Origin of the sequence: Leptotrichia massiliensis (assembly GCF_900104625.1) — a bacterium.
In the GTDB taxonomy this organism is placed as follows: domain Bacteria; phylum Fusobacteriota; class Fusobacteriia; order Fusobacteriales; family Leptotrichiaceae; genus Leptotrichia; species Leptotrichia massiliensis.
Genome location: NZ_FNVZ01000004.1, coordinates 164,446 through 187,536, shown reverse-complemented (window position 1 = coordinate 187,536; position 23,091 = coordinate 164,446). Strand labels below are relative to the sequence as shown.

The window sequence follows — 23,091 nt, the reverse complement described above, 5'->3', positions numbered from 1 at the left end:
CAATTAGAAAAAAGGCAAAAAACAGCATAAATTAATAAAAAAATAAAAAAACTTTGAGATTTTCATAAATTATATGCGAAAAAATGCAAAAAAATGCTTGACTTTGTGAAAATTAAAGTTATAATATTAAAAAGGAATTATGTGAAACTAATTGAAACTAAAAATAATGTTTAGTTAGAAAATAAAAATAGTTGAAAATAATAGATAACTGCTTTAAAATAGATAAAAAATTTTAATAGTGTGGCACAAAATATAGAAGTTATATAAATTTTAGAGCAGTTTGAAAAATTTAATATTATAATTTTATTTGGAGGATGTTATGAACAAGAACAAGAAAGAAAATCAGATTTTTCTTACGTTGCAGACAATAGGAAGAGCGTTCTTCCTGCCAGTTTCGATTTTACCAGTTGCTGGATTATTGTTGGGTTTAGGTGCCTCATTTACAAATCCTAAGACAATAGCATTTTATCATTTAGATGGATTGCTTGCACAAGGGACACCTATGAATTATGTTCTTACTGTAATGAATAACGTTGGACTTGCAGTATTTGCTAATTTGCCTTTGATATTTGCGATGGCAGTGGCATTGGGAATGGCGAAAAAGGAGAAAGGGGTTGCAGTCCTCTCTTCTGGACTTTCGTTTATAATAATGCACACAACGATTAAAACATTATTGGTATTTAGCGGAAAAATTTTACCTGATGGGACTGTTTCGGAAAAAGTGTTGGATGGTGCGATAAGTTCCGTGCTTGGTATACAAACGCTTGAGATGGGAGTATTTGGGGGAATTGTAGTAGGACTTGGAGTTGCATTTTTGCATAATAGATTTTATAAGACAAAACTTCCTGCGGCAATATCATTTTTTTCAGGAGTTAGATTTGTGCCGATTATATGTACGTTTGCTTATATTGTTGTAGGATTTATTTCCTTTGCGATTTGGCCAGTTATTCAACAGGGAATATTCTCAATTGGAAGAGTTGTAACAGGTTCGGGGGACATTGGAATATTTATTTTTGGATTTATGGAAAGAATATTGATACCTTTTGGACTTCATCACATCTGGTACATTCCATTCTGGCAAACAGGACTGGGTGGAAGTGCAATGATAGACGGAGCAATGGTTTCAGGAGCACAGAACATATTCTTTGCAGAATTAGTATCGCCAAATACTACACGTTTTAGTATAGATGCGGCTAAATTTATGACAGGAAAATATTCATTTATGATGGGTGGACTTCCAGGAGCAGCTCTTGCAATGTACCATTGTGCAAAACCAAATAAAAAGAAAATAGTTGGAGGATTGTTACTTTCAGCAGCTTTAACAAGTTTTCTTACAGGGATTACGGAGCCTATTGAATTTACATTTTTATTCGTAGCACCTTTTGTATTTGTTGTTCATTGTATTTTTGCGGGAATTTCATTTGCACTTATGAGAATACTTGATATAGCGATAGGAACAACCTTTTCATGCGGATTAATAGACTTCACATTATATGGAATTTTGCCGGGAAGTTCAAAAACACACTGGGTTAGATTATTGCCGATATTTGTAATATATTTTGTACTTTATTATTTTTTCTTTAAATTTGTTATACAAAAATGGAACTTGAAAACTCCAGGAAGAGAAGACGATGATGAAGATACAAAATTATATACAAAAGATGATTACAATACTATGAGAGACAGCCGAAAACAAGGGGCAGTAGCAGAAGATACAGTTTCACAGGCAATTATAGATGGGCTTGGAGGACTCGATAATTTTGGTGATGTTACGTGCTGTGCAACTAGACTGAGAATGCGTGTAAATAATATGGATTTAGTAAATGAAGCGGCATTAAAGCGTACAGGAGCAATGGGAGTTATCAAAAAAGGCAGTGGAATTCAAGTTGTATATGGACCAACTGTGTCAGTTATTAAAAGTAATTTGACAGAATATATTGAAAAAATAAAAGAACACGGTATGGAAGCTTCATTTGCAGAAGAAAAATCAGGAAGAAATATAGATTTGAATGTTTTGAACTTGAGTGAAGACAGTGTGAATGAAAATTATGAATCGTTAGAGGCAATAAATCAGATAATTGCTCCATATAAAGGTAAAATCTATGATATTGAAAACATTAGTGACAAAATTTTTAATACAAAAGTTCTTGGAGATGGTTTTGCGATAGAAATTGAAGGCGATGAAATAATCGCTCCAACTGACGGAACAGTAGTAAATGTTTATACAACAGAACATGCCTTTATTATACAGGATAAATTTGGACATAATATTTTGATACATGTTGGACTTGGAACATCTGGATTAAATGGCGAGGGTATAAAATTATTTAAGAAAATAGGAGATACAGTTAAAAAAGGCGAAAAAATTGGTACATTAGATAGAAATGCGATAATAAAAGCAGGAATTTCATTAATTTCACCTGTAACTTTCTTAAATGTAGACAAGGCAAAATATGGTATAAAAGTTGAAAAAGCTGGAAATGTGGAAGCTGGAGAAGAAACTGTTATATTTATAACTAAAAAATAATCAGTATAATAAACCTCTATAATAATATAGAGGTTTTTTATACATTATTGAATTGTAGTCCGTAATAATTTTAGTGGATATTAATTAAAATTTATAAAAAGTTTTTCTTGAAAAATTTTCTAATATTCGATAGAATAAAAAATAACATAAAGATTGGATATGATAAAATGCTGAAAAATGAAAGACAAGATATAATTTTAATGAAACTTAATAACAAAGGTAAAGTTGTAGTTGGAGAACTTGCGATTGATTTGTCAGTTTCTGAAGATACGATAAGAAGAGATCTCGCTGAAATGGATTCGAAGGGACTGTTAAAAAGAGTTTTTGGAGGAGCATTGCCTTTAAACAGATATGCTTTGAACTACACAGAAAGGGAAAATTTTGAGCCCGAATTAAAATATGAACTGGCATTGAAAGGAGTAAAACTTCTAAAAGATGGCCAATTAGTGGCAATAGACGGAAGTACTACAAATTTGCAGCTTGCAAGGGCAATTCCTGTTAATTTGTCACTAACGGTAATTACAAACAGCCTTACTATAGCAAGTGAACTTTCTAATCATAAAAATATAGAAATAATAATGGTTGGAGGGAATTTGTTTCAAAAAATTATGACCAATGTGGGAGATTTGGCGGTGGAGCAGATAAAGGAATATTATCCAGATATTTGTTTTATGGGAGCCTATGCAATTCATCCAGTTATGGGAATAACAAGCCCTTATGAAAAGGAAGTCAGTGTAAAACGTCAGTTTATAAAGTCTTCAAGTAGAGTTGTGACGTTAATTATACCAAATAAATTTAATGTAATAATGCCTTATAAAGTATGTGATATGGAAGATGTTACGACAATTATAACAGATAAGAGCGTATCAGAAGAGATTCTGAAAGAATATGAAAAAATAGGAATAGAATGTATTTAATTGAGAGGCTGATGCCTCTTTTAAAATTATCAAATATATCAGTAAATACCTAAAAAATATGAATTTAATTTCCTTATAAAAAATAAAAAAATACAAGAAGCCAAAATTGCTAGCTTCTTGTATAAAGAGAAAACTTATCTATAAAAATTATCTAAAAAGATACATATTTATATTCTTTGTTCAGTTCTCGAAATAATATCATTTTGTGTAGTTCTGTCAAGTGTAACAAATTGAGCGCAGTATCCAGCAACTCTTACTATTATATCTCTATGTTTTTCAGGTTCAACTTGTGCTTGCTTTAATGTTTTTCCTGAAATAATGTTAAATTGAATATGCCATCCTTTTGAACTTATAAATGATTTTATTACATTTACAAATTTTTCAAACTGTTCTGCAGTATTTACCAATTCTGGTGAATATTTTTGATTTAATAACTGTCCACCTGTAATCATCAGAGTTGGCAATTTATTTACAGAATTTAATACTGCTGTTGGACCGTTTGTGTCAGTTCCCTGAGTTGGAGAACCTCCTTCTGCTGCAGGAGTATAAGCGTATCTTCCGTCTGGAGTGGCACCGCTCACTGTTCCCATTGGCACATTTGAAGAAATTCCAGATGTTGAAACTCCATAACCACCGTTTATTGGTCCTCTTCCGTATCTTGTATTATGGTATTTTTGAATTTCATCAATGTATGTCCAGTAGATGTTTGTAGCAAATTCATCCACTTCATCAATATCATTACCGTATTTAGGCACTTCTAATAATATTTTTCTGATTCTTTCCCCATTTTCACCTTCATAGTTTGTTTGTAGAGCATTGTAAACTTCTTCTTTTGTTAGGATTTGATTATCAAAAACAGTAGTTTTTAGTGCATAAAGAGAATTTGCGGCATTTGCAATTCCAACTTGAAGTCCTGAAATAATGTCGTAAACAGCTCCACCCTCTTTTGCTGAAAGTCCTCTTCCAATACAGTCATCAACAAGGCTTGATAATAAAATATCAGGAAAATCTTCTAAATGTGTATCAGACAATGCATCAAGTGCAACAGATAGTTTTGTATAGTGTTTCATATATTTTTTCCATGCTTCCCATAAATCCTCATAAGTTTCATAGTCAGTCAATTTTCCAGCTTTTAGCAATTGAAGTCCAGTTCTAGCGTCATAACCGTCATTTAATACAAGTTCAGTTGCTTTTACAAAGTTTAAGAAAGTCATTCCTGTACATCTATATCCCCATTTTCCAGGAACAGCCACTTCTACACATCCAACCATTGAATAATTGTAGGCATCTTCAATTTTTACGCCTTTGTTTAACAATGCGGGAACTATTATTTCATCTGTATGCATTGCAGGCATTCCATAACCTGTTGCAGCCACTTCTGCACATTTTCTGATGAATTTTTCTGGAGAATTTATATGAAATCTTGCAGATAGATTTGGTTGTGTAAGCTTGTTTTCTCCAACACTTTCCAGTATTAAATAGCTTAATTCATTTGTAGAATCTTTTCCGCTTGGAGTCGATCCTCCTATTGTAACATTTTGATAAGTTGGATAACCTGCACCGTAACCAGAATGGGAAGTTGAACGGACTTTTATTACAGAGTAAAGTTTTACCCATAGACATTGCAGCATTTCTTTTGCAAATTCTCTGTCTAAATCGCCTTCCAGTACATCTTTTTTGTAAAGTGGATACAAATATTGATCCACTCTTCCAAGAGAAGCTGAATGTCCATTACTTTCAATCTGAATTACTAAATGAATAAACCAGATTGCCTGTACTCCTTCCCAAAATGTCTGAGCAGGATTTTCAGGTACGTTTAGACAGTTTTTCTGAATCTGAAGTAATTCTTCTTTTCTTTGTGGATCAGTTTCCTTTTCAGCAAGTTCCTTTGCCAAATTTGCAAATCTATGAGCAAAATCAATAGTTGCCTGTGCTACAATTTCTACAGCTTTTAAGAAATCAATTTTATTGTACCCTCCATAAACTGTAATGTCTACTTTTTCCATAGAAGCCTTAGCTTCTTCAATTACACCTTTTAGTCCTTTTGTCAAAACCTTTTTAAAATCAGGTACAATATGTCCGTCACCAGAAGTCATATTTCCTTCACCGTGAATAATTTTTGCGATTCCAGCTTCTTTTATTTCCTGTGGCATCTGAGCGTGCGCTCTATCTTTTAATGTTTTTCCACGCCACCATTCACATATTTCCAAAAGTTCAGTAATTTCTTCTTCAGGAATTCTGAATTTATCTCCATCTCTATGGTCAAAGTTTCCTTTTTCCTTAATTTCATCAACAATCCAATCCACTGCATATTCTGGAAAAAGAGGTGCCGTTCTTTCATCAACAGATTGATTTCCCACAATAAGTTCTCCATCTTTTATGTATATTGTCATGTTTTCTAAAATTTCTTTAACTGCATAAGCACGAACAATGTATTTTGATTTTCCTTCATGTTCTTTGTATGCTTTTGTCAAAAGTCTTCCTCTTTCGACACTGACACCAGGAAATTTTGATAAAGCCGATTCTCTTAATTTTTTTACTCTTTCACTTTTTAAAACAAATTCTCTCATTATCTTATCCTCCAAATTTTATTATTTATTTAAATTTTTTATCCATTCAGTTTTGCCTTTAATCCATAACTTTTCATTATTTGTAAAGCATTATCGAGTTCTTCCTGTGTATGTTTTTCAAGTGTTTTCATCGGATATGGCATTCTCAATTTTCTATATTTTTCAAGTCCCATTGTATGATAAGGCAGTATATTTACTTCCAGTAAATTTAATTTTTTCAAAAATTTTGCTGTTTCGTGAATATTCTTCTCATCATCGTTTATTCCTTTTATAAAGGGAAATCTCATAATAATCTTTTTATGCCATTTTGAAAGTTTTGTAAGATTTTCCAAAATTAGCCCATTTGTAACAGAAGTATACTGTTTATGCTTTTCACTGTCCATATGTTTAATGTCAAATAATACTGTATCAGTTAATTTTGCAAGAGTTTCAAGTTCCCTGTAACTTCCAAAACCAGTTGTTTCAATAGCAGTATCTATATATTCTTCTTTTAATCTTTCAAATAATTTTGTTGCAAATGCTGCATTTACAAGTATTTCTCCACCACTTAATGTAACTCCTCCTCCAGAGTTTCTATAAAATTTTTCATCCTTCATCACAATTTTAAATACATCTTCAACTGTCATATCCTGTGCAACTTTTTTTAATGCACCAGCAACTGGACATACACGGCAGGGAGTATCAAAATCTTCACATAAAAAACGGTTATAATTCCAGAAGTTATCTTTATTTATAGTGATGGAACTGTTTTCTACCTTTGTACAATCTCCACATTTTGTACATTTTCTTGAATCCCAGTAAAATTGGTTTTCAATTTTTTGGGTTTCAGGGTTAGAACACCACAGGCATCTAAGCGGACACCCTTTAAAATAAACAACAGTTCTAATTCCTGGTCCGTCAAATGTAGCTCCTCTTTCAATATCTGTGACCAAAGCTTTCACATCCTCTACACCTCTTTTCTTTTAAAAATTGTTTCTGAAGTTTCATTTTGTTTCTTTATATTTCGATTTTACCCTATTTTTGAAAATTTGTCAATAGTTTTATAAAAAAATTTATATAAAATGTGAAAGTTAATTTAATTTATAAATAAGAAATAGATTTGTTAGTTTTGAAGTTGTTTTTAATTTGAAATATTTAGAAGAGAATATAAATTGAAATAAGATAAAAATTATATTATATACGATTTTGATATAGTATTAATTGTGTAGAATAATTTAGTAAAATAAACTAAAATATATGTAAATAAAAATAGAAAAAGCCAGTTCAAATTCAACTAGCTCTTGTCGTTGTTTTTTTCATATTATGATTGTTTCTTTACGTAATAAATACAACATAAAGAAAGTAATTATTCAATCAAAATTTTTAGAAAAGTTGAAAAAAAGCATTGACTTTTCTTAAATTATGTATTAAAATAATATCGAAATAAAACGAAACTAATTAAAATGTTAAATTGTTATTTCAATAAAAAAAGAGAGAGGATGATGAGAGTGCAATATTTTATTGATACAGCAAATTTGGAGAGTATAAAAAAAATCAGTGATATTTTTCCAATAGCAGGTGTAACTACAAATCCTACTATTATTGCCAAGGAAAAAAGAGATTTTAAAGAGATTATAAACGATATTTTTGATATTATTGGAAAAGATAAGATTGTGCATGCACAGGCTGTGGGAAGTACAGCTGAAATAATAGTAAAAGAAGTACAGCTTTTGCGTGATACTTTTGGAGAAAATTTTTATACAAAAATTCCTGTAACGCCTGAAGGAATAAAAGCTATGAAGATTTTATCAAAAGATGGTCATAAAATAACTGCAACAGGTATTTTATCACCACAGCAGATAATTATGGCAGCAGAAGCAGGGGCAGAATATATGGCACCGTATATTAACCGTTCTGACAACATTGGTGAAAATGGAATTGAAATTGTAAAAGATGCCTATAAAATTCTTGAAATGACTAAAAAGACTGATGAGGAAAAACTGGCACGGTACAAAAGAATCTTTGAACCTAAAATATTAGGAGCTTCGTTTAAGAATGTAAGACAAGTTCACGAAACTATTCTGGCTGGGTCAAAATCTGTAACAGTAGCTCCAGACGTTTTTGAAAAATTAATTTATCATCCTTACACAGACTGGAGTATGGATACATTTAATTCAGACTGGGAAAAAGTTTATGGAGAAAAAACATTGCTTGATTTGTTGAAGTAAATATTTAGAAGTCTTTAGTTCTAAAAAATTGCAAAGAAAAAAGAGAATAAAAGTTTAAATTGAATTTAAAATTTTAATATTAAAAAAAAATACAAATACTTGACAAAATAAAATGTATAAGTTATAAATTATTAAAAAGATATTTTATAGCATATAATTGGAGGTTTTTTAATGAATGAAGAATTGTTGATAAAAGGATTTGTAGAACTTATAAAAAATGCACCAGATGTGGTTGATAAATTAAATGAGTTAGATGTGTCTTTTCCAAATATTCCATTTCAAACGATGGGTGGAAAAGTTTTTTGGTTAACTCTAAAAGAATTTAATGGGTGGAAATTACAAAGAAATTCATTTACACAACATTACAGAATTTTAGATTCAAATGATATAAGGCAGGCATGGGGTAATGAAAAAGCTATGTTAAGATTATTTAGTCAGTTTAATAATATAAAATAATATTCCTTATAAATAACATATGTTATAAATTTTAATTTTTCATATTTTCTATAAATTAAAATTATAAACTTTGAAATATTAAATGAATTTTGGTATAATTTAGGTAACTATAAAAAAGTATTGGAGAACTTATATGTTTTTGGATGAAAGACTAGAAAAAATACTTGAAATTTTAAAAAATGAAAAAAAAGTAAAAGTTACTGATTTGGCAGAAAAATTTGATGTTTCGGAAGTTATTATAAGAAAAAATTTAAAAAGGCTGGAGCAGGAAGGGAAACTCAAAAGGACCCATGGAGGTGCAATCTTGCTAAAAGAACTTGCACATTCAAGTACTCTTGAAGAAAGAGTTATAAATAGAACAAAGCCAAAGGAAATTATAGCAAGAAAAATAATAGAAAATATTCAAAGCGGGGAAACAGTATTTTTTGATATTACAAGCATAAACTATATTGCAGCAGAATATCTTGCAAACTCTCAAAAAGAGATAACCCTTATCACAAATATGCCTAGCATAACAACACATTTTAATAAAAATTCAAAAATCAGCATAATTATGATAGGTGGTGAATACAACAAGGAAATTGGTGGAAATGTTGGAATAGAAGCAATTAATTACATAAAAAAATACAACGTGGATAAAGCCTTTGTTGGAAGTGCAGGAATAGATTTAGAAGCTGGAAAAGTGATGAATTTTGAAGCAAACGACGGAAATACAAAAAAAGAAATAATGAATATTTCAAAAAAGATATTTTTAGCAACTGAATACAGAAAATTGGGGATTTTAGGAAATTATAAATTTAGTAATTTATCTGATTTTGATACATTTATTTGTGAAAAAGATAAAAAAGATTTTTTGGAAAGTTATAAAAAAATATTCGATAAATCTGAAGTGGAAATTTTCTAATTTATTAGAAAGTTTTTAACATATTATCTAGTTTTAAGTAGTTTTTTATAAATCATAAATTTTTATATATTTGAAAAAAAGCCAGATGTAAAAATTTGGCTTTTTGTTATGTTATAAAATTTATCAATTATAAGTCAGCCTAAAAAGTTGACAAAACGCTAATAATTATAATCCTTCCCATTCTTCATCGGTTATTCTATATTCTGGATGTCTTCTTACATATTCTTCTTCAGACATTTCTCCTTCATACCATTTAGAGAAATCGGGTGCTTCAATTTGTACTTCAGTGCAGTCATATCTGCTTGCACATACAGTTCTGTAAACACTTCCGCTTGCTGTTTTGTATACTCTTCCATTAGTGCTTGTGCAAGAAACTGCTCCAATTAAAATTCCTAACATAATCATTATTTTTTTCATAATTTATCACTCCTTTTTTTATTTGAATGTAAGGTCGCCACTATATTGCCAAAACTCTATACCTATTCCAGCTGCTTTAGTCAATTCATCATTAATATAAATGGTATTATTATCTTTAAAATAAAGATACTGGCTTTCCATATACTGTACTGCATAATAAGTTGCTGGATCAAGATATTCAAAAAATATTACCCTTGGGCCAAGTGCTTGCCCTCTATGATAACATTGAGCATAGGCAATTAGCCTCCCGCCATCATCTGAGACTAATTCATCATTGAATCCGTTAGGCTTAACACAATAGGTATTATTGGTTGTAAAATTTCCGGATGCAAATACAAAACTTGAAATTAATAGAAGACTTACAAAAATAAGTTTTTTCACGTTGATACCTCCTAAAATTATAATTTTTATTTTATAAAAGAGTGTGTTTGAAAGCTATAAATCAATAAAATTTAAAAAGCTGAAATTACAAAAATGTTAATTTTACCAAGATTTTAAGTAAATTGTTATTAAGATCTACTAAAAGGTTCTCGAATATTTACTTTTTCATGTAAATAGTAATAGTATTTAGAATCTACTTTTTTATATAGTCTTTCATTGTTGTAGTTATATTTTCTAAAAATTATGTTTAGTTGGCTAAATAGATAATCTGACTCTTTGTTTTCATCTAGTTTTTCAATTTTATCGACAATTTCTTTATAGTCACCTTCATTTGTATTTGCTTTTAATTTCTTTACATAACAAATTTTTTCTTCAGAATCAAATTGAAAAATACAATAAATAGAGCTTTTAAGTTTTTCATTTGGCATATCAATTAGGTTTTTTATTTCCATTTAATTTTCCTCCTATTGTGAGTATAGATATTGATTTATAACTTTTAGACACACTCTTTTGTTCCTGTTTAAATAGTAGATTTTTTATAAATTTATTTATAAATGGAACATTTCTTTCATTGTTAAAATAAATAGTCGTTGTTAGATATTATTGAATTGTTAATTTTGCTCCTAATCCTATTTAGTAGAAACAATACCAGAAACAGCTATAGCAATACTAATAATTTTTTCATTATTTTTTCCTCCTTAAAATTAATTTTTTTTTTATTTTATCATTTTTTTTTTTTTTTTTTTTTTTGATTAGATAAAACTTAGAATAATCTTTTTGAAATAATTTGTTTTAAATAATTTAGAATCCCAAAACAAAAATAATTAACAATATTCACACTTTATAATAGATTTTTTTTAAAATGTATAGTAAAATAATTTTAAGAAAAAGTGATTGAATAAAACAATTTAAAAGAGTTTTTTATTTGATACTGAGAGGATGGGATACGAGATGGATGAAAAGAAAGTGCCGAAAAATGAATGGAAGATGACGGATGATGATATAGTGGATACCAAAGTACCTGCAATTGTGAATAAGAGCTATGACGAATTGCTTAAACAGCTGACTGACAGGATTAAAGAGAATAGGCTGGATGTGGACATGAATAAAATTGAAAATGCTTATATACTTGCGTATGAGTCACATATAGGACAAAGGAGAAAAAGCGGGGAGGATTATATTTTACATCCTGTCGAAGTTGCGGAAATACTGGCTGATATGAAAATGGATACAGATACTATTGTAGCTGGGCTTTTGCACGATGTGGTTGAGGATACTCTTATAGTTTTGGAGGATATTGAGGATAATTTTGGAAAAGATGTGAAAAAGTTGGTGGATGGGGTTACAAAACTTAGGAATTTACCGAGAACTGACAGCAAAAAATTGGAAAATAAAAGAAAAATGGTAATTGCAATGTCAGAGGACATTCGGGTTGTAATTATAAAACTGGCAGACAGGCTTCACAATATGCGAACGTTAAAGTACATGAAACCTGAAAAGCAGCAGGAAAAATCAAAGGAAACAATCGAAATTTATGCACCAATTGCTCATAGAATAGGGATGGCTAGGATAAAATGGGAATTGGAGGACATAAGTTTTAGGTTTTTATATCCAAATGATTATTACGAAATTAAGGAACTTGTAAATACAAAAAGACGCGAGAGGGAAGAATATACAGCAAAATTTATTGAAAAAATAAAAATAGAACTCAAAAAAAATAATATAAAGGGTGAAGTTACAGGGCGTCCAAAGCATTTGTACAGCATTTATCGGAAAATGAATGAGAAGCAAAAAAGATTTATGGATTTGTATGATTTAATCGCAATAAGAATTATTGTTGAGAAAAAGAATGAATGTTACAATGTGCTGGGAATAATTCACGATTTATTTATACCTGTTTTTGATAGATTCAAAGATTATGTTGCACAGCCAAAGCCAAATGGCTATCAGTCAATTCACACAACAGTGAAAGGGCCTAATAAACAGAATGTGGAAATTCAAATTAGAACTCAAGAAATGCACGAAATAGCAGAAGAAGGGGTTGCAGCACACTGGAAATATAAAGAAAAAAAATCGAAATCCAAAAATGAAAAATTTTATGCAGATGTAAAAAAATTGAAAGATTCTGTTCAAAATAAAAAGGAAAATGAAAAAAAAATCGAATTTGCACAGGAAGTTACAGGAGATGTTTTAAAACAAACGATATTTGTATTTACACCAAAGGACGATATTGTGGAAATGCCACGAAATTCCACTGCACTTGATTTTGCATTTCAAGTACATACGCAAATTGGATACAGAACGATTGGAGCAAAATTGGATGGAAAGATTGTTCAGCTTAATCACGTATTAAAAACTGGAGATAAAGTTGAAGTTATAACTTCTAAAAATATGAAAGGACCCGGAAAAGACTGGATTGAAATGGTAAACAACCACAGTTCCCGTGTGAAAATCCGAAAATGGTTCAAGGACAAGGAATTTGAAGAAAAATCAAAGGAAGGGGAACAGATTTTAGAAAAAGAATTTGATCGACTTGGACTTAAATTAAAGGATATGCTGGAAGACGAGCGTGTTTTTCTTTATATGAAAAAATATAACATTGGAGATAATAAAACTTTATTTTACAGATTTGGAACTGGAGATTTATCACTTGATGGCTTTATGAATAAATTTGAGGTAAAAGAGGAAAAAGCATTAGAAAAGGTGCTTGAGGAGGAAACTGAAAAAGGGCATCGTCAGAAGGAACGAAATCAAGGCGGAGTAAAAATTTCTGGGACAGAAAATACAATGTACCGTTTTGCAAAATGCTGCAGTCCTCTTCCTGGCGATGAAATACGTGGTTATGTGACACGTGGACGTGGAATCGCGATCCATCGTGTTGACTGCGATAATTTTATTTCTCTTATGAAAAAAGAGCCAGAAAGAGAAGTTGATGTTTATTGGGATGAATCTGCAATTTCATCCAACAGTACATACGAATTTAATTTCACGATAAAAGCCTCAGATAGAAATGGATTATTGTTGGATATTATCCGAATTTTAAATGAATACAAAATGAATCTAATAACTGTAAATACGAATAACTTTAAAGAAAATGGGAACAAACGAATTTTTATACATCTAAGAATAACCATTAGAAGCCGAGATGATTTTGATAGATTGGCAAATAACTTAAAATCAATGCCAGAAATAATAGATGTAATAAAGAAATAAAAAGATTAATTTTATAAAAAGGGGAGTCGAAAATGGAATTGAAAATAATAATAGGAATAATTATATTGTTTTTTTTATTGAAGTTTTTTATAAATATTACTAAAAAAGTATTGTTTTTCTTTTTTATAATTATTATTTTTATGATTGTTATAAATTATTTAAAATTGTAAAGTAGCTTAACATGAAAAGAATGCGATAGAAATTTGTTAAACAGTAAATCAAAAAGTTTTACTGTTTTTCTTTTTTACTTATTTTTTTAATTAAAAAACTGCCTTAATTTAAGACAGTTAATTTCATTAATTTTAAATTATTTCTAAAATGCCCAATTTCCTTTTCTAAATACAGGAACTCTTGTCCCATCTTCCAAAATTCCATCAATATCCATTTCCGCATCACCAATCATAAAGTCAACGTGGGAAATAGACTGATTAATGTGAGCTTTTTCTAGTTCCTCTTCAGTCATTTTTGTACCATCTTTTAGGGTAGTTGGATATGCAGCACCCAATGCCAGATGGTTTGAGGCGTTTTCATCAAACAATGTCTGGTAATAAAGAAGCCCAGAGTTAGAAATAGGGGAATCATTTGGCACAAGGGCAACTTCTCCAATTCTTCTCGAACCTTCATCAGTATCAAGCAGCTGCTTCAAAATCTCATATCCTTGCTCCGCTTCAAAATCCACAACTTTTCCATCCTTAAAAGTCAATTTAAAGTTATCGATGATATTTCCTTGATAAGAAAGCGGTTTTTTATTTGAAACATAACCATCTACACGGTCTCTATCTCCAGCTGTAAATACTTCTTCTGTCGGCATATTTGGCAAGAAATCCGCCCCTTTCGCATTTTTACTTCCAGCCGCTACCCAAATGTGATTTTTAGGAAGTCCTACTGTCAAGTCAGTACCTTTTGAAGTATAATGAAGTGCTACAAAGTTTTTATTGTTTAAAAATTCAGCTTTTTCAGTCAAATTTTGTCTATGTTCTTCCCAAGCCTTAACTGGATCAGTTTTATCAACTCTTACAGTCTTTAATATTGCATCAAGCAGTTTTTCCTGTGCAATGTCAGTATTTGCTTCATCTGGGAATACAAGTCTTGCCCAATCTGCCGAAGGATAGCTTGCAATTGTCCAAGAATTTACATCTGTCATAATGCAAGTTCGGTAATGTTTATAGGCTTCTCCTGCATTTTTTGTCAATGCTCCCAGTTTTTCAGCATCAATTCCAGCAAATAAATTTGGAGAACTGCTTAAAATGTGGATAAATACGACATTATTGTCAAGATAATCATTTCTTTCGTCAATTGCCCATTGTGGGATGTGTGAATAGACTTCTTTCGATTGATATTCAGCATGAAGTCTTGATAATTTATCATCTGTCAATTTTACGTGAACATCACTTGCTCCCGCTTGATAAGCTAATTCTGTAACCTTGTAAACTAATGGCAAAGCATCAGTTGTACAGTTTACCCAAACTTTTTGTCCTTTTTGTACATTTGCTCCAATTTTTACAATTACTTCTGCATATTTATTTAATTTTTCTTCAAAGTTGTTCATTTTTATTTTTTTCCTTTCAAAATTTGTTATTATTCATGTTTAAGAGCATACCCAAAATCTAACGATACTGTTGTGCCACTTAACATAATGTTATCTCTATAATGTCTAGTAGGACTGGAATATGTTCTTTTTGCTTTTTGTATAGATGTCAAACATTTGTTACAAAAATGTATTAAAAAAAATGGTAAAGAGTATAATATTTTTTAATTTACTATTGATAAAATATTTTCATTTTCTCATTTTCCTCATTATCTTTATAAAACTGTAAATTATTATATTTTTCATCTTCAAAAATAATAAATTCATCCTCCTCTGAATTTGGATTGCTATTTTTTAAGTTTTTTAATCCTTTATAAAAATTTTTTATGGATTTTTTTGCTTCTTTTACATAACTTTTATATTTATCAATATCCATATTTTCATCTTTAATTTCTGAATCTTTTATTTTCTCGGCTTGAGATACTGCTAATTTAAAATCTTTTCCTAGTATTTCCAGTTGATTTATTAAGTTATCATTTTTTTCATCTGCAAACTCATCATCATAAAGTTTTTTATTAATTAGAGAAATAATGAATTTTATTCGGAAAATATTATATGCGGCAGTTTGTCCGTTATTTTTTAAATTATTTAGTAAATATTTTGCTGATAAGGACTCTAAATTTTGAAATTTTGATTCAATGTCATAAGAATCGTATGATATACGGATTTCTTCGTATTCTTTATCTAAAATTCTGCCTTTTTGAAAATTATCTTTCTTATATTCGTTATTTTTATAATAATTCTCAATTTCTTTCATTTTTGAAATTTTCTTTTCAGCATATTCAAAATATTCATTTAATGGTTTTTCAAAATCTTTTAAAACACTATTATTTTGAATCATATTTTTGAAATATTTTTTTGTTTTTAAATATTCTTTTTCTATTGGATTTACTGGATATTTTGCTACAAATTCCCGTATGTTTATTTCTGAAGGAATAAAAAATTCTTCTTTTTTCCCTTTTTTTATCCTAAAATACATGTCATATCTTAATTCATATTCAAAAAATAGATCTTCAAATTGCCTAACATCTTTTAATGAACTTAAAGTTCTTAATTCATTTAACGGCATATTTTGAAATTTTTCAAATTTTATTTTTTCTTCTTCAGTCATTTTATCAGATTGCGTTTCTTTTAAATTAGAACCATTATTACAGCTAAAAATAAAAATAAATGTAAAAATTAACAAAAAAAATTTTTTCATAACACCTCCGTAAAAAAATTAATCTTCAAATCCATTTGGATTTTTTTTCTGCCAGTTCCAAGAATCTCTGCACATATCCTCGATAGTGTATTTTGCTTCCCAGTTTAATAATTTTTTGGCTTTTGAGGCATCAGCATAACAAACAGCAATATCTCCTGCTCTTCGTCCATCAATTACATAAGGAATTTCTTTTCCAACAGCTTTTTCAAAATTATGTAGGATTTCAAGAACGCTGTACCCTTTTTCACTTCCTAAATTTATTGCATCAAAACCAAGATTTTCATTATTAAATAAATAATTTAATGCTGCTGAATGTCCTGCCGCCAAATCATTTACATGAATGAAATCTCTTATACAAGTTCCGTCTAGAGTGTCATAATCGTTTCCAAAAATATGTAATTTATCGAGTTTTCCTACTGCAACTTGAGTTATGTAAGGGGAAAGATTATTTGGAATTCCATTTGGATCTTCTCCAATTCTTCCACTTTCATGGGCACCTAATGGATTAAAGTATCTAAGTGCAATAATGTTCCAAGTCTTGTCAGATTTTGCTAAATCCATTAAAATATTCTCGATAATTACTTTTGTACGTCCATAAGGATTTGTAGCTTCTCCCATTGGATCAGTTTCTACGAAAGGGACTTTATCAGAAGTTCCGTAAACCGTAGCCGAAGAACTGAATACAATATTTTTTACATCAAATTCTTTCATTACTTCAAGTAAAGTAACCATACCAAATAAATTATTTTCATAGTACATAAGTGGTTTTTCCACAGATTCTCCAACAGCCTTAAATCCAGCAAAATTAATTACAGCATCAATTTTGTTTTCATTAAATATTTTTCTCAAGCCTTCCTTATTTTTTATATCAAGTTCATAAAAAGATATTTTTGTTCCAGAAAGTTCTTCTAAAATTGAAATAACCTTTTTGCTTGAATTGCTAAAATCATCAACTATAATAGGATGAAATCCTTTCTTTATCAAGTCTAAAACCGTGTGAGAGCCGATATATCCTGCTCCTCCTGGAACCAAAATTGTTTTCATAAAAACATCCTTTCTTTCTAAAATTTCTATTTTTGTATGTAAGAAAATTTTAAAATTATTAAATTAACTATGCAAATTAATTTTTTTCATGATTTCATCAAAAGTTTGAAACCCATTTAATGTTTCTACAATTTCTCCATCCTTAAAAAGAATAAGCATAGGAAGTCCTCTTATCTTAAATTTAGTTCCAAACTCAGGATAATCATCAACATCAACTCTGGCAATCCTGCACTCGGAATTATTAGCCACTTCAGAGAGAACCTTTTCAAGCATTTGGCAAGGTCCACACCAGATAGCATAAAAATCGACAAGTGTAAGTCCAGTATGCGAAATTATTTCATTTTCAAAGTCTTCTCCAGCATAATTGATGATATTATTCATATAACTTCACCTCTATATTTTAAATTTATATTTTCTATTATTATATCAATTTTAGTTAATTTCTGCAATTTTATTTTTTTCAATTTAGAGTTGTAAAGTGAGTTATCACTAATAAATATTTGTTTTAATCCTTTTTTATTTCAAAAAAATTTCATATTTTTTATTTTAACAGTTAATTTGGTTAAAAATCGGAGACTTATATAAGATATATAAAAAATTTAACAAGAAGAATTGGATTAACTAAGAAAAAAAGAAGAAGAGAGGGGAAGAAATAAAAATTAGGAAAAAATTTTTCAAAAAATATTTTGATTATCAAAATAAAAATATTTAATTGTAAAAAGTCCAAAAACATTATATAATTAAAAAATAACGTGTGTTATAAGTTTTTTGAATACATATTAAAATATAAAAAAATCAAGCTAGTTTAAATTAAATAGATACAATTTTTGGGTTTGGTTTTACAGGATTTATCACAAGCAATAAAGGAGGTTTTATGTTTGAAAAATTTCGGTTGAAAAAGTTATCTAAAGTTGTGCAAACAGTTGTTACACAGTTTTTTGAACAGGTTACAAAAAAAGATTATTTGGCAACTTTTTCTAAAATAAATTTTTTAAATATTGAAAACGTTGCATTATTATATGAGAAAAATAAAAAAATTGTGATAAATAAAAGTGATGAATTTTTGAAAATGCTGGATAAACATATTTCAAATTCAGGGATTGATTTATCGTTTTTGGAAAATGTTGATTTAAAAAGGCTGGTAGAAAATTTTGAACGGCTTTGTGCCAATGGGTATATAAATTTTATTGAAAATGATATTAGAAAAAAAATAATTGAAAAAATAACGAAATTAATATATATTTTGCCTAAACTGCATTTTTGTAATGTAATTTTAAATTACACTTCAGTAAGTGAAAAAAAGAAGATTAGTAGGGCTCCACCATATAATTTTTAAAAATAATCAATGTTAATAATTTAGAAAATTATAAAATTGGAGGAAATCAAAGTGAACGAAGTAACGGAAATTAAAGAAGAAAATTCTGAAATTTTAAATGAAAATAAAAAAATCGAATTAAAAGGAATAAAAATTGGGAAATATTTTATTGAAAAGCCGATAGTTCAAGGTGGAATGGGTGTTGGGATCAGCTGGGATCAGCTTGCTGGAAATGTAGCTAAAAATGGATGCCTTGGAACAATAAGTGCTATTTGTACTGGATACTACCAAAATATGAGATTTGTGAAAAAAGCCGTAAATGGTCGTCCTCTTGGGACAGAAAATGCATATAATCGTGAAGCACTTTTTGAAATATTTAAAAATGCAAGAAAAATTTGTGGAGATAAACCGCTTGCGTGCAATATTCTTCATGCAATAAATGATTATGAGAGAGTGGTAAAGGATGCTCTTGAGGCTGGGGCAAATATTATTGTTACAGGAGCAGGGCTTCCATTGGAACTTCCAAGGCTTGTAAAGGATTATCCGGATGTGGAAATCGTGCCGATAGTTTCATCAGCCAGAGCTTTGAAAATAATCTGCAAAAAATGGAAAGCTGCTGGGAGAATGCCGGGAGCAGTAATTGTGGAAGGACCGAAAAGTGGAGGACATCAAGGTGCAAAATATGAAGAATTATTTGCTCCTGAACATCAGCTGGAAGCGATTTTGCCGCCGATTAAGGAGGAACGTGATAAATGGGGAGATTTTCCTATTATAGCGGCAGGTGGAATATGGGACAATAATGATATAAAAAATATTATGGCACTTGGAGCTGATGCCGTTCAAATGGGTACAAGATTTATCGGTACTTACGAATGTGATGCAAGCGATGTTCTAAAACAGGTTTTGCTCGATGCAAAAGAAGAGGACATAGTAATTGTAAGTTCGCCAGTTGGCTATCCAGGACGTGCTGTAAAAACGAACTTAGTTCAAACATTAGAGCCTAATACAAAAAAAATAAAATGTATAAGCAACTGTGTATTCCCATGTGAACGTGGAAAAGGTGCAAATAGAGTGGGATACTGTATTGCAGATAGCTTAGGAGATGCCTATTTAGGTAGGCTTCAAAGTGGATTGTTCTTCTCGGGAGCTAACGGATGGAGATTAAAGGAAATTGTCCATGTGAAGGATTTAATAGACGAACTTATGATAGAAAGTAATTAGGATTATAGTAAATAATCAAGAACAAGGGGGATGAAATAATCGAATCCCCTTGTTTTCCGCTTAGTATTTATGTTGATTAATTTAGGTAAAAAAATAATTAAAATTTGAATTTTTTAGTAAAAGTCAAGGATTGTTAAATTTAGAGTATGTCTTTTATTAAAGAATTGAAATATAATTTAAAAAGTTAAAAAATAAATTGGAGAGAGAAATGGCTAGAAATAGAAGTATAAAGAGGATAATCAATATTCTTTTAAACAAAAATGTTGAAGAAACAGAAGAAAAAAAGAAAAAAACTATAAAAAAACATCATCCGATGAAACCAATGACAAAAAACACCGAATTAAAGGAACTTAAAGATGCTGCTCTTTTATATGTGCCACTTTCGCAACATATAGGAAGCCCTTCCATTCCAGTAGTAGAAATTGGAGATTATGTAAAAAAATATGAGAAAATAGGTGAAATTTCAGGTAATATATCTGCTAATATACATTCACCAGTTTCAGGCGATGTTGTTGACGTTGTTGAGCATTTTATTGCTAATGGAAATAAAGTGAAAACTATTATTATTGCAAATGATTTTAAAAATAAGGAAGAAAATCTTGTAAAAAGGGAACTTCGAGATTTAAAATTAATAAAAAAAGATGAAATTTTTAAGATAATAAAAGAGGCAGGAATAGTGGGGCTTGGAGGAGCACAGTTTCCGACTCATATAAAATATGATATAAAATTTAGAAAAGTAGAAACATTTATAATAAATGGAGCTGAATGCGAGCCATATTTGACTTCTGATTATTCTGTTATGAAAAATTACACAAGTGAACTTTTCCGTGGATTGAAAGTTATTCAAAAATTACTAAATCCAAAAGAAATGATAATTGGAATAGAAGAGGAAAATAGCGAACTGATTGAAATTTTTGAAAAAATAGGAAAAGAAGAAGAATTTGATTTAAAAATTCAGTTGTTGCCAACGATTTATCCACAAGGAAGTGAATTGCAGCTAATAAATACTGTTACAGGTAAAAAAGTACGAAAAGGTGAATTACCATTAGAACAAGGTGTAGTTGTAAGTAATGTAAGTACAGTAAAGGCAATTTATGATGCATTTTTTGAAGGGAAACCACTTATAGAAAGAGTTGTTACAGTATCTGGTGAAGAAGCAAGAAATATAGGAAATTATAAAATAAAATTTGGAACTCCACTTTATCATATTGTAAAAGAATTGGATATTCGGAATGAAGAAAAGGTTATTTTTGGTGGTCCTATGATGGGAATGGAAATTTTTGATTCTCGAGTGCCTGTGATTAAAGGGACTTCTGGGATACTATTTTTAAGTCCAGAAGAAATTGAAAGGAAAAATTGTATTTCGTGTGGATATTGTGTAGAAGCCTGTCCTATGAATCTTATGCCTTTTGAATTTGCTGATTATTATGAAAAAGGGAAATACGAACAGATGGTTACAGCGAATATTCAAAATTGCATAGAATGTGGAGCATGTGAGTTTGTATGTCCATCAAGAGTTCCATTAATAGAAAGCATAAAAACAGGAAAAGCAATTTTGTCGGAAATGGAGGCGAATAAATAATGACAGATGAAAAAACGCTGTTAGAAGAAATACTAGATGTAAGAAAAAAAATTAAAAATGGACTTTTGGATAATGATGATACAGTTCACCATTCAGAAACCGAAAATTTGCCTAAAAAAAGGAATATTAATCAGCAAAATTTGCATAATAATGGTAAAATAATAAAGCTGGAAAAAACACGAAATGAAAAAACTAAAAGAGAAACAATTAAAAAAGAAGTAAATGAAAAAGCAGAAAATGAGGAAAAGAAAAATATAAAAAAAATAAAAAATACAAATTTAAGTAAACCAAAAGTATATGAAAAATCAAATATTTTAAATGAAAAAAATTTAGGGAAACAAGATGAAAAAATTAAACGAAGAAAAATAATAAGAACCTTTTTTAAAAAAAGAGAAATGAAAAAAATGTCATTTAATCCATTTGTACGAACAGATGTTGAAGTGAGAGATGTTATGAAAGATGTTATTATATCTTTATTCCCTGCTTTAATTGCAGCTGGACTTGTTTATGGGTTAACAGCTTTATTAGTAATAGTAACTTCTATTTTTTCAGCAGTAATAACTGAAAAATTGTTTTCAAGAATATTTTTGAATGACAAGGATTCTGCACATGATTTATCAGCAGTAATCACAGGGATTTTGATGGCTTTGACTTTGGCACCGTTAACTTCATTACCAGTTGTTGCTTTTGGAGCCAGCATGGCTATAATTTTTGGAAAACTGATGTATGGAGGGATTGGGAAAAATGTACTTAATCCAGCGGTAGTAGGACGTGAATTTATGACAGTTTTCTTTCCAGCAACAATGTCTTCTGGAACTATTTGGTTTAGTCAAGAAGCACTAAGATTATCAAAAATAAATTTCTTTGTAAATTTTCAGAAAACACCTATTATGAGCTATTTAGACGAACTATTGTTAACTTCTTCAGGTTCATTGGGGTCATATTCTGCATTTGCATTAATTCTGGGAGGGCTGTATTTATTATTAAAAAACCGTATTTCATGGCATATCCCTGTAACTTTATTTGCTACATCATTTATAGCCACAATGATTTTAAAAGATGGAATTTCTGTTTCAATGGGAGGACTTTTATTAACAGGAATATTTATGGCAACTGATATGCCGACAAGTCCATCATTTGCAGCCGGGAAGATTTATTATGGAATAATACTGGGTGTTGTGATTGTGCTTCTGTCAATGCTTGGAGTAAAAAATGAAACATTATCGTATGTATTGTTAATTTTGAATCCGTTTACGAGATATATAAATAAAGTGTTCCGTCCTGTTGTATTCGGTTACGAGGTGAAGGAAGAAGTGGTAAAACAAGTTGGAAAAGGAATATTACTGACACTTGTAATTATTGTTTTTGCATTAATTTTTATAGGGTTACATAAGATAGGGGCTATTCCATATTTAGTTTATTTATATATTTTAGTGTTAACATTGCAATTAATAAGAAGTGATAGAAATAAAAAATTTAAGTAAATAAAAAAGGAAATTAGCTAAATAATTAACTTAATTTCCTAAAAAACAAATTTGTGCAAGGATA

At 29.7% G+C, this 23,091-nt stretch carries 19 protein-coding genes; 10 read left to right on the top strand and 9 right to left on the bottom strand.

The window, feature by feature from the left end:
* Positions 1-319: 319 nt before the first annotated feature.
* Positions 320-2,527 (top strand): PTS sugar transporter subunit IIABC, encoded by a 2,208-nt coding sequence (locus BQ5344_RS02195; RefSeq protein WP_071123982.1) that lies wholly within the window; start codon positions 320-322, stop codon positions 2,525-2,527.
* A 167-nt stretch (positions 2,528-2,694) separates the two neighbouring features.
* Entirely contained in the window at positions 2,695-3,444 is a 750-nt protein-coding gene (locus BQ5344_RS02190; protein WP_071123981.1) for a DeoR/GlpR family DNA-binding transcription regulator, read from the top strand.
* A 167-nt stretch (positions 3,445-3,611) separates the two neighbouring features.
* Here BQ5344_RS02190 and BQ5344_RS02185 read toward each other — a convergent pair whose 3' ends face one another.
* Both BQ5344_RS02185 and BQ5344_RS02180 read right to left on the bottom strand, forming a co-directional pair.
* Positions 3,612-6,014 carry a glycyl radical protein gene (locus BQ5344_RS02185; protein WP_071123980.1) on the bottom strand — a complete coding sequence of 801 codons (2,403 nt, stop codon included), beginning with the start codon at positions 6,012-6,014 and terminating at the stop codon, positions 3,612-3,614.
* A 38-nt stretch (positions 6,015-6,052) separates the two neighbouring features.
* The gene (locus tag BQ5344_RS02180; RefSeq protein WP_021769866.1) at positions 6,053-6,955 is read right to left on the bottom strand and encodes a glycyl-radical enzyme activating protein; all 903 of its coding nucleotides are present in this window, start codon (positions 6,953-6,955) and stop codon (positions 6,053-6,055) included.
* A gap of 537 nt (positions 6,956-7,492) precedes the next feature.
* Between BQ5344_RS02180 and BQ5344_RS02175 the strand changes: the two genes are divergently transcribed.
* The 3 genes from BQ5344_RS02175 (at position 7,493) to BQ5344_RS02165 (ending at position 9,581) form a co-directional block, all read left to right on the top strand.
* On the top strand, positions 7,493-8,221 hold the full coding sequence (locus BQ5344_RS02175) for a transaldolase family protein (RefSeq protein WP_071123979.1): 729 nt from the start codon (positions 7,493-7,495) through the stop codon (positions 8,219-8,221).
* Between the two features lie 171 nt (positions 8,222-8,392).
* Complete coding sequence (locus tag BQ5344_RS02170) at positions 8,393-8,677, top strand: hypothetical protein (protein WP_235846094.1); 285 nt, start codon at positions 8,393-8,395, stop codon at positions 8,675-8,677.
* A gap of 133 nt (positions 8,678-8,810) precedes the next feature.
* Complete coding sequence (locus tag BQ5344_RS02165; RefSeq protein ID WP_021769868.1) at positions 8,811-9,581, top strand: DeoR/GlpR family DNA-binding transcription regulator; 771 nt, start codon at positions 8,811-8,813, stop codon at positions 9,579-9,581.
* Between the two features lie 165 nt (positions 9,582-9,746).
* Here BQ5344_RS02165 and BQ5344_RS02160 read toward each other — a convergent pair whose 3' ends face one another.
* The 3 genes from BQ5344_RS02160 to BQ5344_RS02150 all read right to left on the bottom strand — a co-directional run bounded on the left by BQ5344_RS02160 (position 9,747) and on the right by BQ5344_RS02150 (position 10,831).
* Positions 9,747-9,998 carry a hypothetical protein gene (locus BQ5344_RS02160; RefSeq protein WP_071123978.1) on the bottom strand — a complete coding sequence of 84 codons (252 nt, stop codon included), beginning with the start codon at positions 9,996-9,998 and terminating at the stop codon, positions 9,747-9,749.
* 18 nt (positions 9,999-10,016) lie between these two features.
* Complete coding sequence (locus BQ5344_RS02155; RefSeq protein WP_071123977.1) at positions 10,017-10,379, bottom strand: hypothetical protein; 363 nt, start codon at positions 10,377-10,379, stop codon at positions 10,017-10,019.
* A gap of 128 nt (positions 10,380-10,507) precedes the next feature.
* Entirely contained in the window at positions 10,508-10,831 is a 324-nt protein-coding gene (locus tag BQ5344_RS02150; RefSeq protein WP_071123976.1) for a hypothetical protein, read from the bottom strand.
* A gap of 499 nt (positions 10,832-11,330) precedes the next feature.
* Between BQ5344_RS02150 and BQ5344_RS02145 the strand changes: the two genes are divergently transcribed.
* Complete coding sequence (locus BQ5344_RS02145; protein WP_162840180.1) at positions 11,331-13,592, top strand: RelA/SpoT family protein; 2,262 nt, start codon at positions 11,331-11,333, stop codon at positions 13,590-13,592.
* 313 nt (positions 13,593-13,905) lie between these two features.
* Here the strand turns inward: BQ5344_RS02145 and BQ5344_RS02140 are convergent, their stop codons facing one another.
* From BQ5344_RS02140 to BQ5344_RS02125, 4 genes are all read right to left on the bottom strand, one after another.
* A complete protein-coding gene (locus BQ5344_RS02140) occupies positions 13,906-15,141 on the bottom strand; it encodes an aminopeptidase (protein ID WP_071123975.1) in 1,236 nt (411 codons plus the stop codon).
* 211 nt (positions 15,142-15,352) lie between these two features.
* Positions 15,353-16,381 (bottom strand): YiiG family protein, encoded by a 1,029-nt coding sequence (locus tag BQ5344_RS02135; protein WP_071123974.1) that lies wholly within the window; start codon positions 16,379-16,381, stop codon positions 15,353-15,355.
* Between the two features lie 18 nt (positions 16,382-16,399).
* Complete coding sequence (galE, locus tag BQ5344_RS02130; RefSeq protein ID WP_071123973.1) at positions 16,400-17,425, bottom strand: UDP-glucose 4-epimerase GalE; 1,026 nt, start codon at positions 17,423-17,425, stop codon at positions 16,400-16,402.
* Between the two features lie 63 nt (positions 17,426-17,488).
* Entirely contained in the window at positions 17,489-17,806 is a 318-nt protein-coding gene (locus tag BQ5344_RS02125; RefSeq protein WP_071123972.1) for a thioredoxin family protein, read from the bottom strand.
* 493 nt (positions 17,807-18,299) lie between these two features.
* Here BQ5344_RS02125 and BQ5344_RS02120 point away from each other — a divergent pair, with 493 nt between their 5' ends.
* The 4 genes from BQ5344_RS02120 (at position 18,300) to BQ5344_RS02105 (ending at position 23,027) form a co-directional block, all read left to right on the top strand.
* Complete coding sequence (locus BQ5344_RS02120) at positions 18,300-18,761, top strand: hypothetical protein (protein ID WP_021768985.1); 462 nt, start codon at positions 18,300-18,302, stop codon at positions 18,759-18,761.
* A gap of 111 nt (positions 18,762-18,872) precedes the next feature.
* A complete protein-coding gene (locus BQ5344_RS02115) occupies positions 18,873-19,961 on the top strand; it encodes a nitronate monooxygenase (RefSeq protein WP_083378188.1) in 1,089 nt (362 codons plus the stop codon).
* Positions 19,962-20,169: 208 nt separating this feature from the next.
* A complete protein-coding gene (gene rsxC, locus BQ5344_RS02110) occupies positions 20,170-21,543 on the top strand; it encodes an electron transport complex subunit RsxC (protein WP_021768987.1) in 1,374 nt (457 codons plus the stop codon).
* On the top strand, positions 21,543-23,027 hold the full coding sequence (locus BQ5344_RS02105) for an RnfABCDGE type electron transport complex subunit D (protein ID WP_235846093.1): 1,485 nt from the start codon (positions 21,543-21,545) through the stop codon (positions 23,025-23,027). Before rsxC ends, BQ5344_RS02105 begins: the two co-directional genes overlap by 1 nt.
* Positions 23,028-23,091 lie beyond the last annotated feature (64 nt).

Excerpts from the sequence above, each read along its gene's own strand:
- BQ5344_RS02195 (WP_071123982.1), top strand. The coding sequence starts at position 320 with ATGAACAAGAACAAGAAAGAAAATCAGATTTTTCTTACGTTGCAGACA.
- BQ5344_RS02140 (WP_071123975.1), bottom strand. The coding sequence starts at position 15,141 with ATGAACAACTTTGAAGAAAAATTAAATAAATATGCAGAAGTAATTGTA.
- BQ5344_RS02145 (WP_162840180.1), top strand. The coding sequence starts at position 11,331 with ATGGATGAAAAGAAAGTGCCGAAAAATGAATGGAAGATGACGGATGAT.
- BQ5344_RS02165 (WP_021769868.1), top strand. The coding sequence starts at position 8,811 with ATGTTTTTGGATGAAAGACTAGAAAAAATACTTGAAATTTTAAAAAAT.
- BQ5344_RS02170 (WP_235846094.1), top strand. The coding sequence starts at position 8,393 with ATGAATGAAGAATTGTTGATAAAAGGATTTGTAGAACTTATAAAAAAT.
- BQ5344_RS02190 (WP_071123981.1), top strand. The coding sequence starts at position 2,695 with ATGCTGAAAAATGAAAGACAAGATATAATTTTAATGAAACTTAATAAC.
- BQ5344_RS02160 (WP_071123978.1), bottom strand. The coding sequence starts at position 9,998 with ATGAAAAAAATAATGATTATGTTAGGAATTTTAATTGGAGCAGTTTCT.
- BQ5344_RS02120 (WP_021768985.1), top strand. The coding sequence starts at position 18,300 with ATGTTTGAAAAATTTCGGTTGAAAAAGTTATCTAAAGTTGTGCAAACA.
- galE (WP_071123973.1), bottom strand. The coding sequence starts at position 17,425 with ATGAAAACAATTTTGGTTCCAGGAGGAGCAGGATATATCGGCTCTCAC.
- BQ5344_RS02150 (WP_071123976.1), bottom strand. The coding sequence starts at position 10,831 with ATGGAAATAAAAAACCTAATTGATATGCCAAATGAAAAACTTAAAAGC.
- rsxC (WP_021768987.1), top strand. The coding sequence starts at position 20,170 with ATGGCTAGAAATAGAAGTATAAAGAGGATAATCAATATTCTTTTAAAC.
- BQ5344_RS02175 (WP_071123979.1), top strand. The coding sequence starts at position 7,493 with ATGATGAGAGTGCAATATTTTATTGATACAGCAAATTTGGAGAGTATA.
- BQ5344_RS02105 (WP_235846093.1), top strand. The coding sequence starts at position 21,543 with ATGACAGATGAAAAAACGCTGTTAGAAGAAATACTAGATGTAAGAAAA.
- BQ5344_RS02125 (WP_071123972.1), bottom strand. The coding sequence starts at position 17,806 with ATGAATAATATCATCAATTATGCTGGAGAAGACTTTGAAAATGAAATA.
- BQ5344_RS02135 (WP_071123974.1), bottom strand. The coding sequence starts at position 16,381 with ATGAAAAAATTTTTTTTGTTAATTTTTACATTTATTTTTATTTTTAGC.
- BQ5344_RS02185 (WP_071123980.1), bottom strand. The coding sequence starts at position 6,014 with ATGAGAGAATTTGTTTTAAAAAGTGAAAGAGTAAAAAAATTAAGAGAA.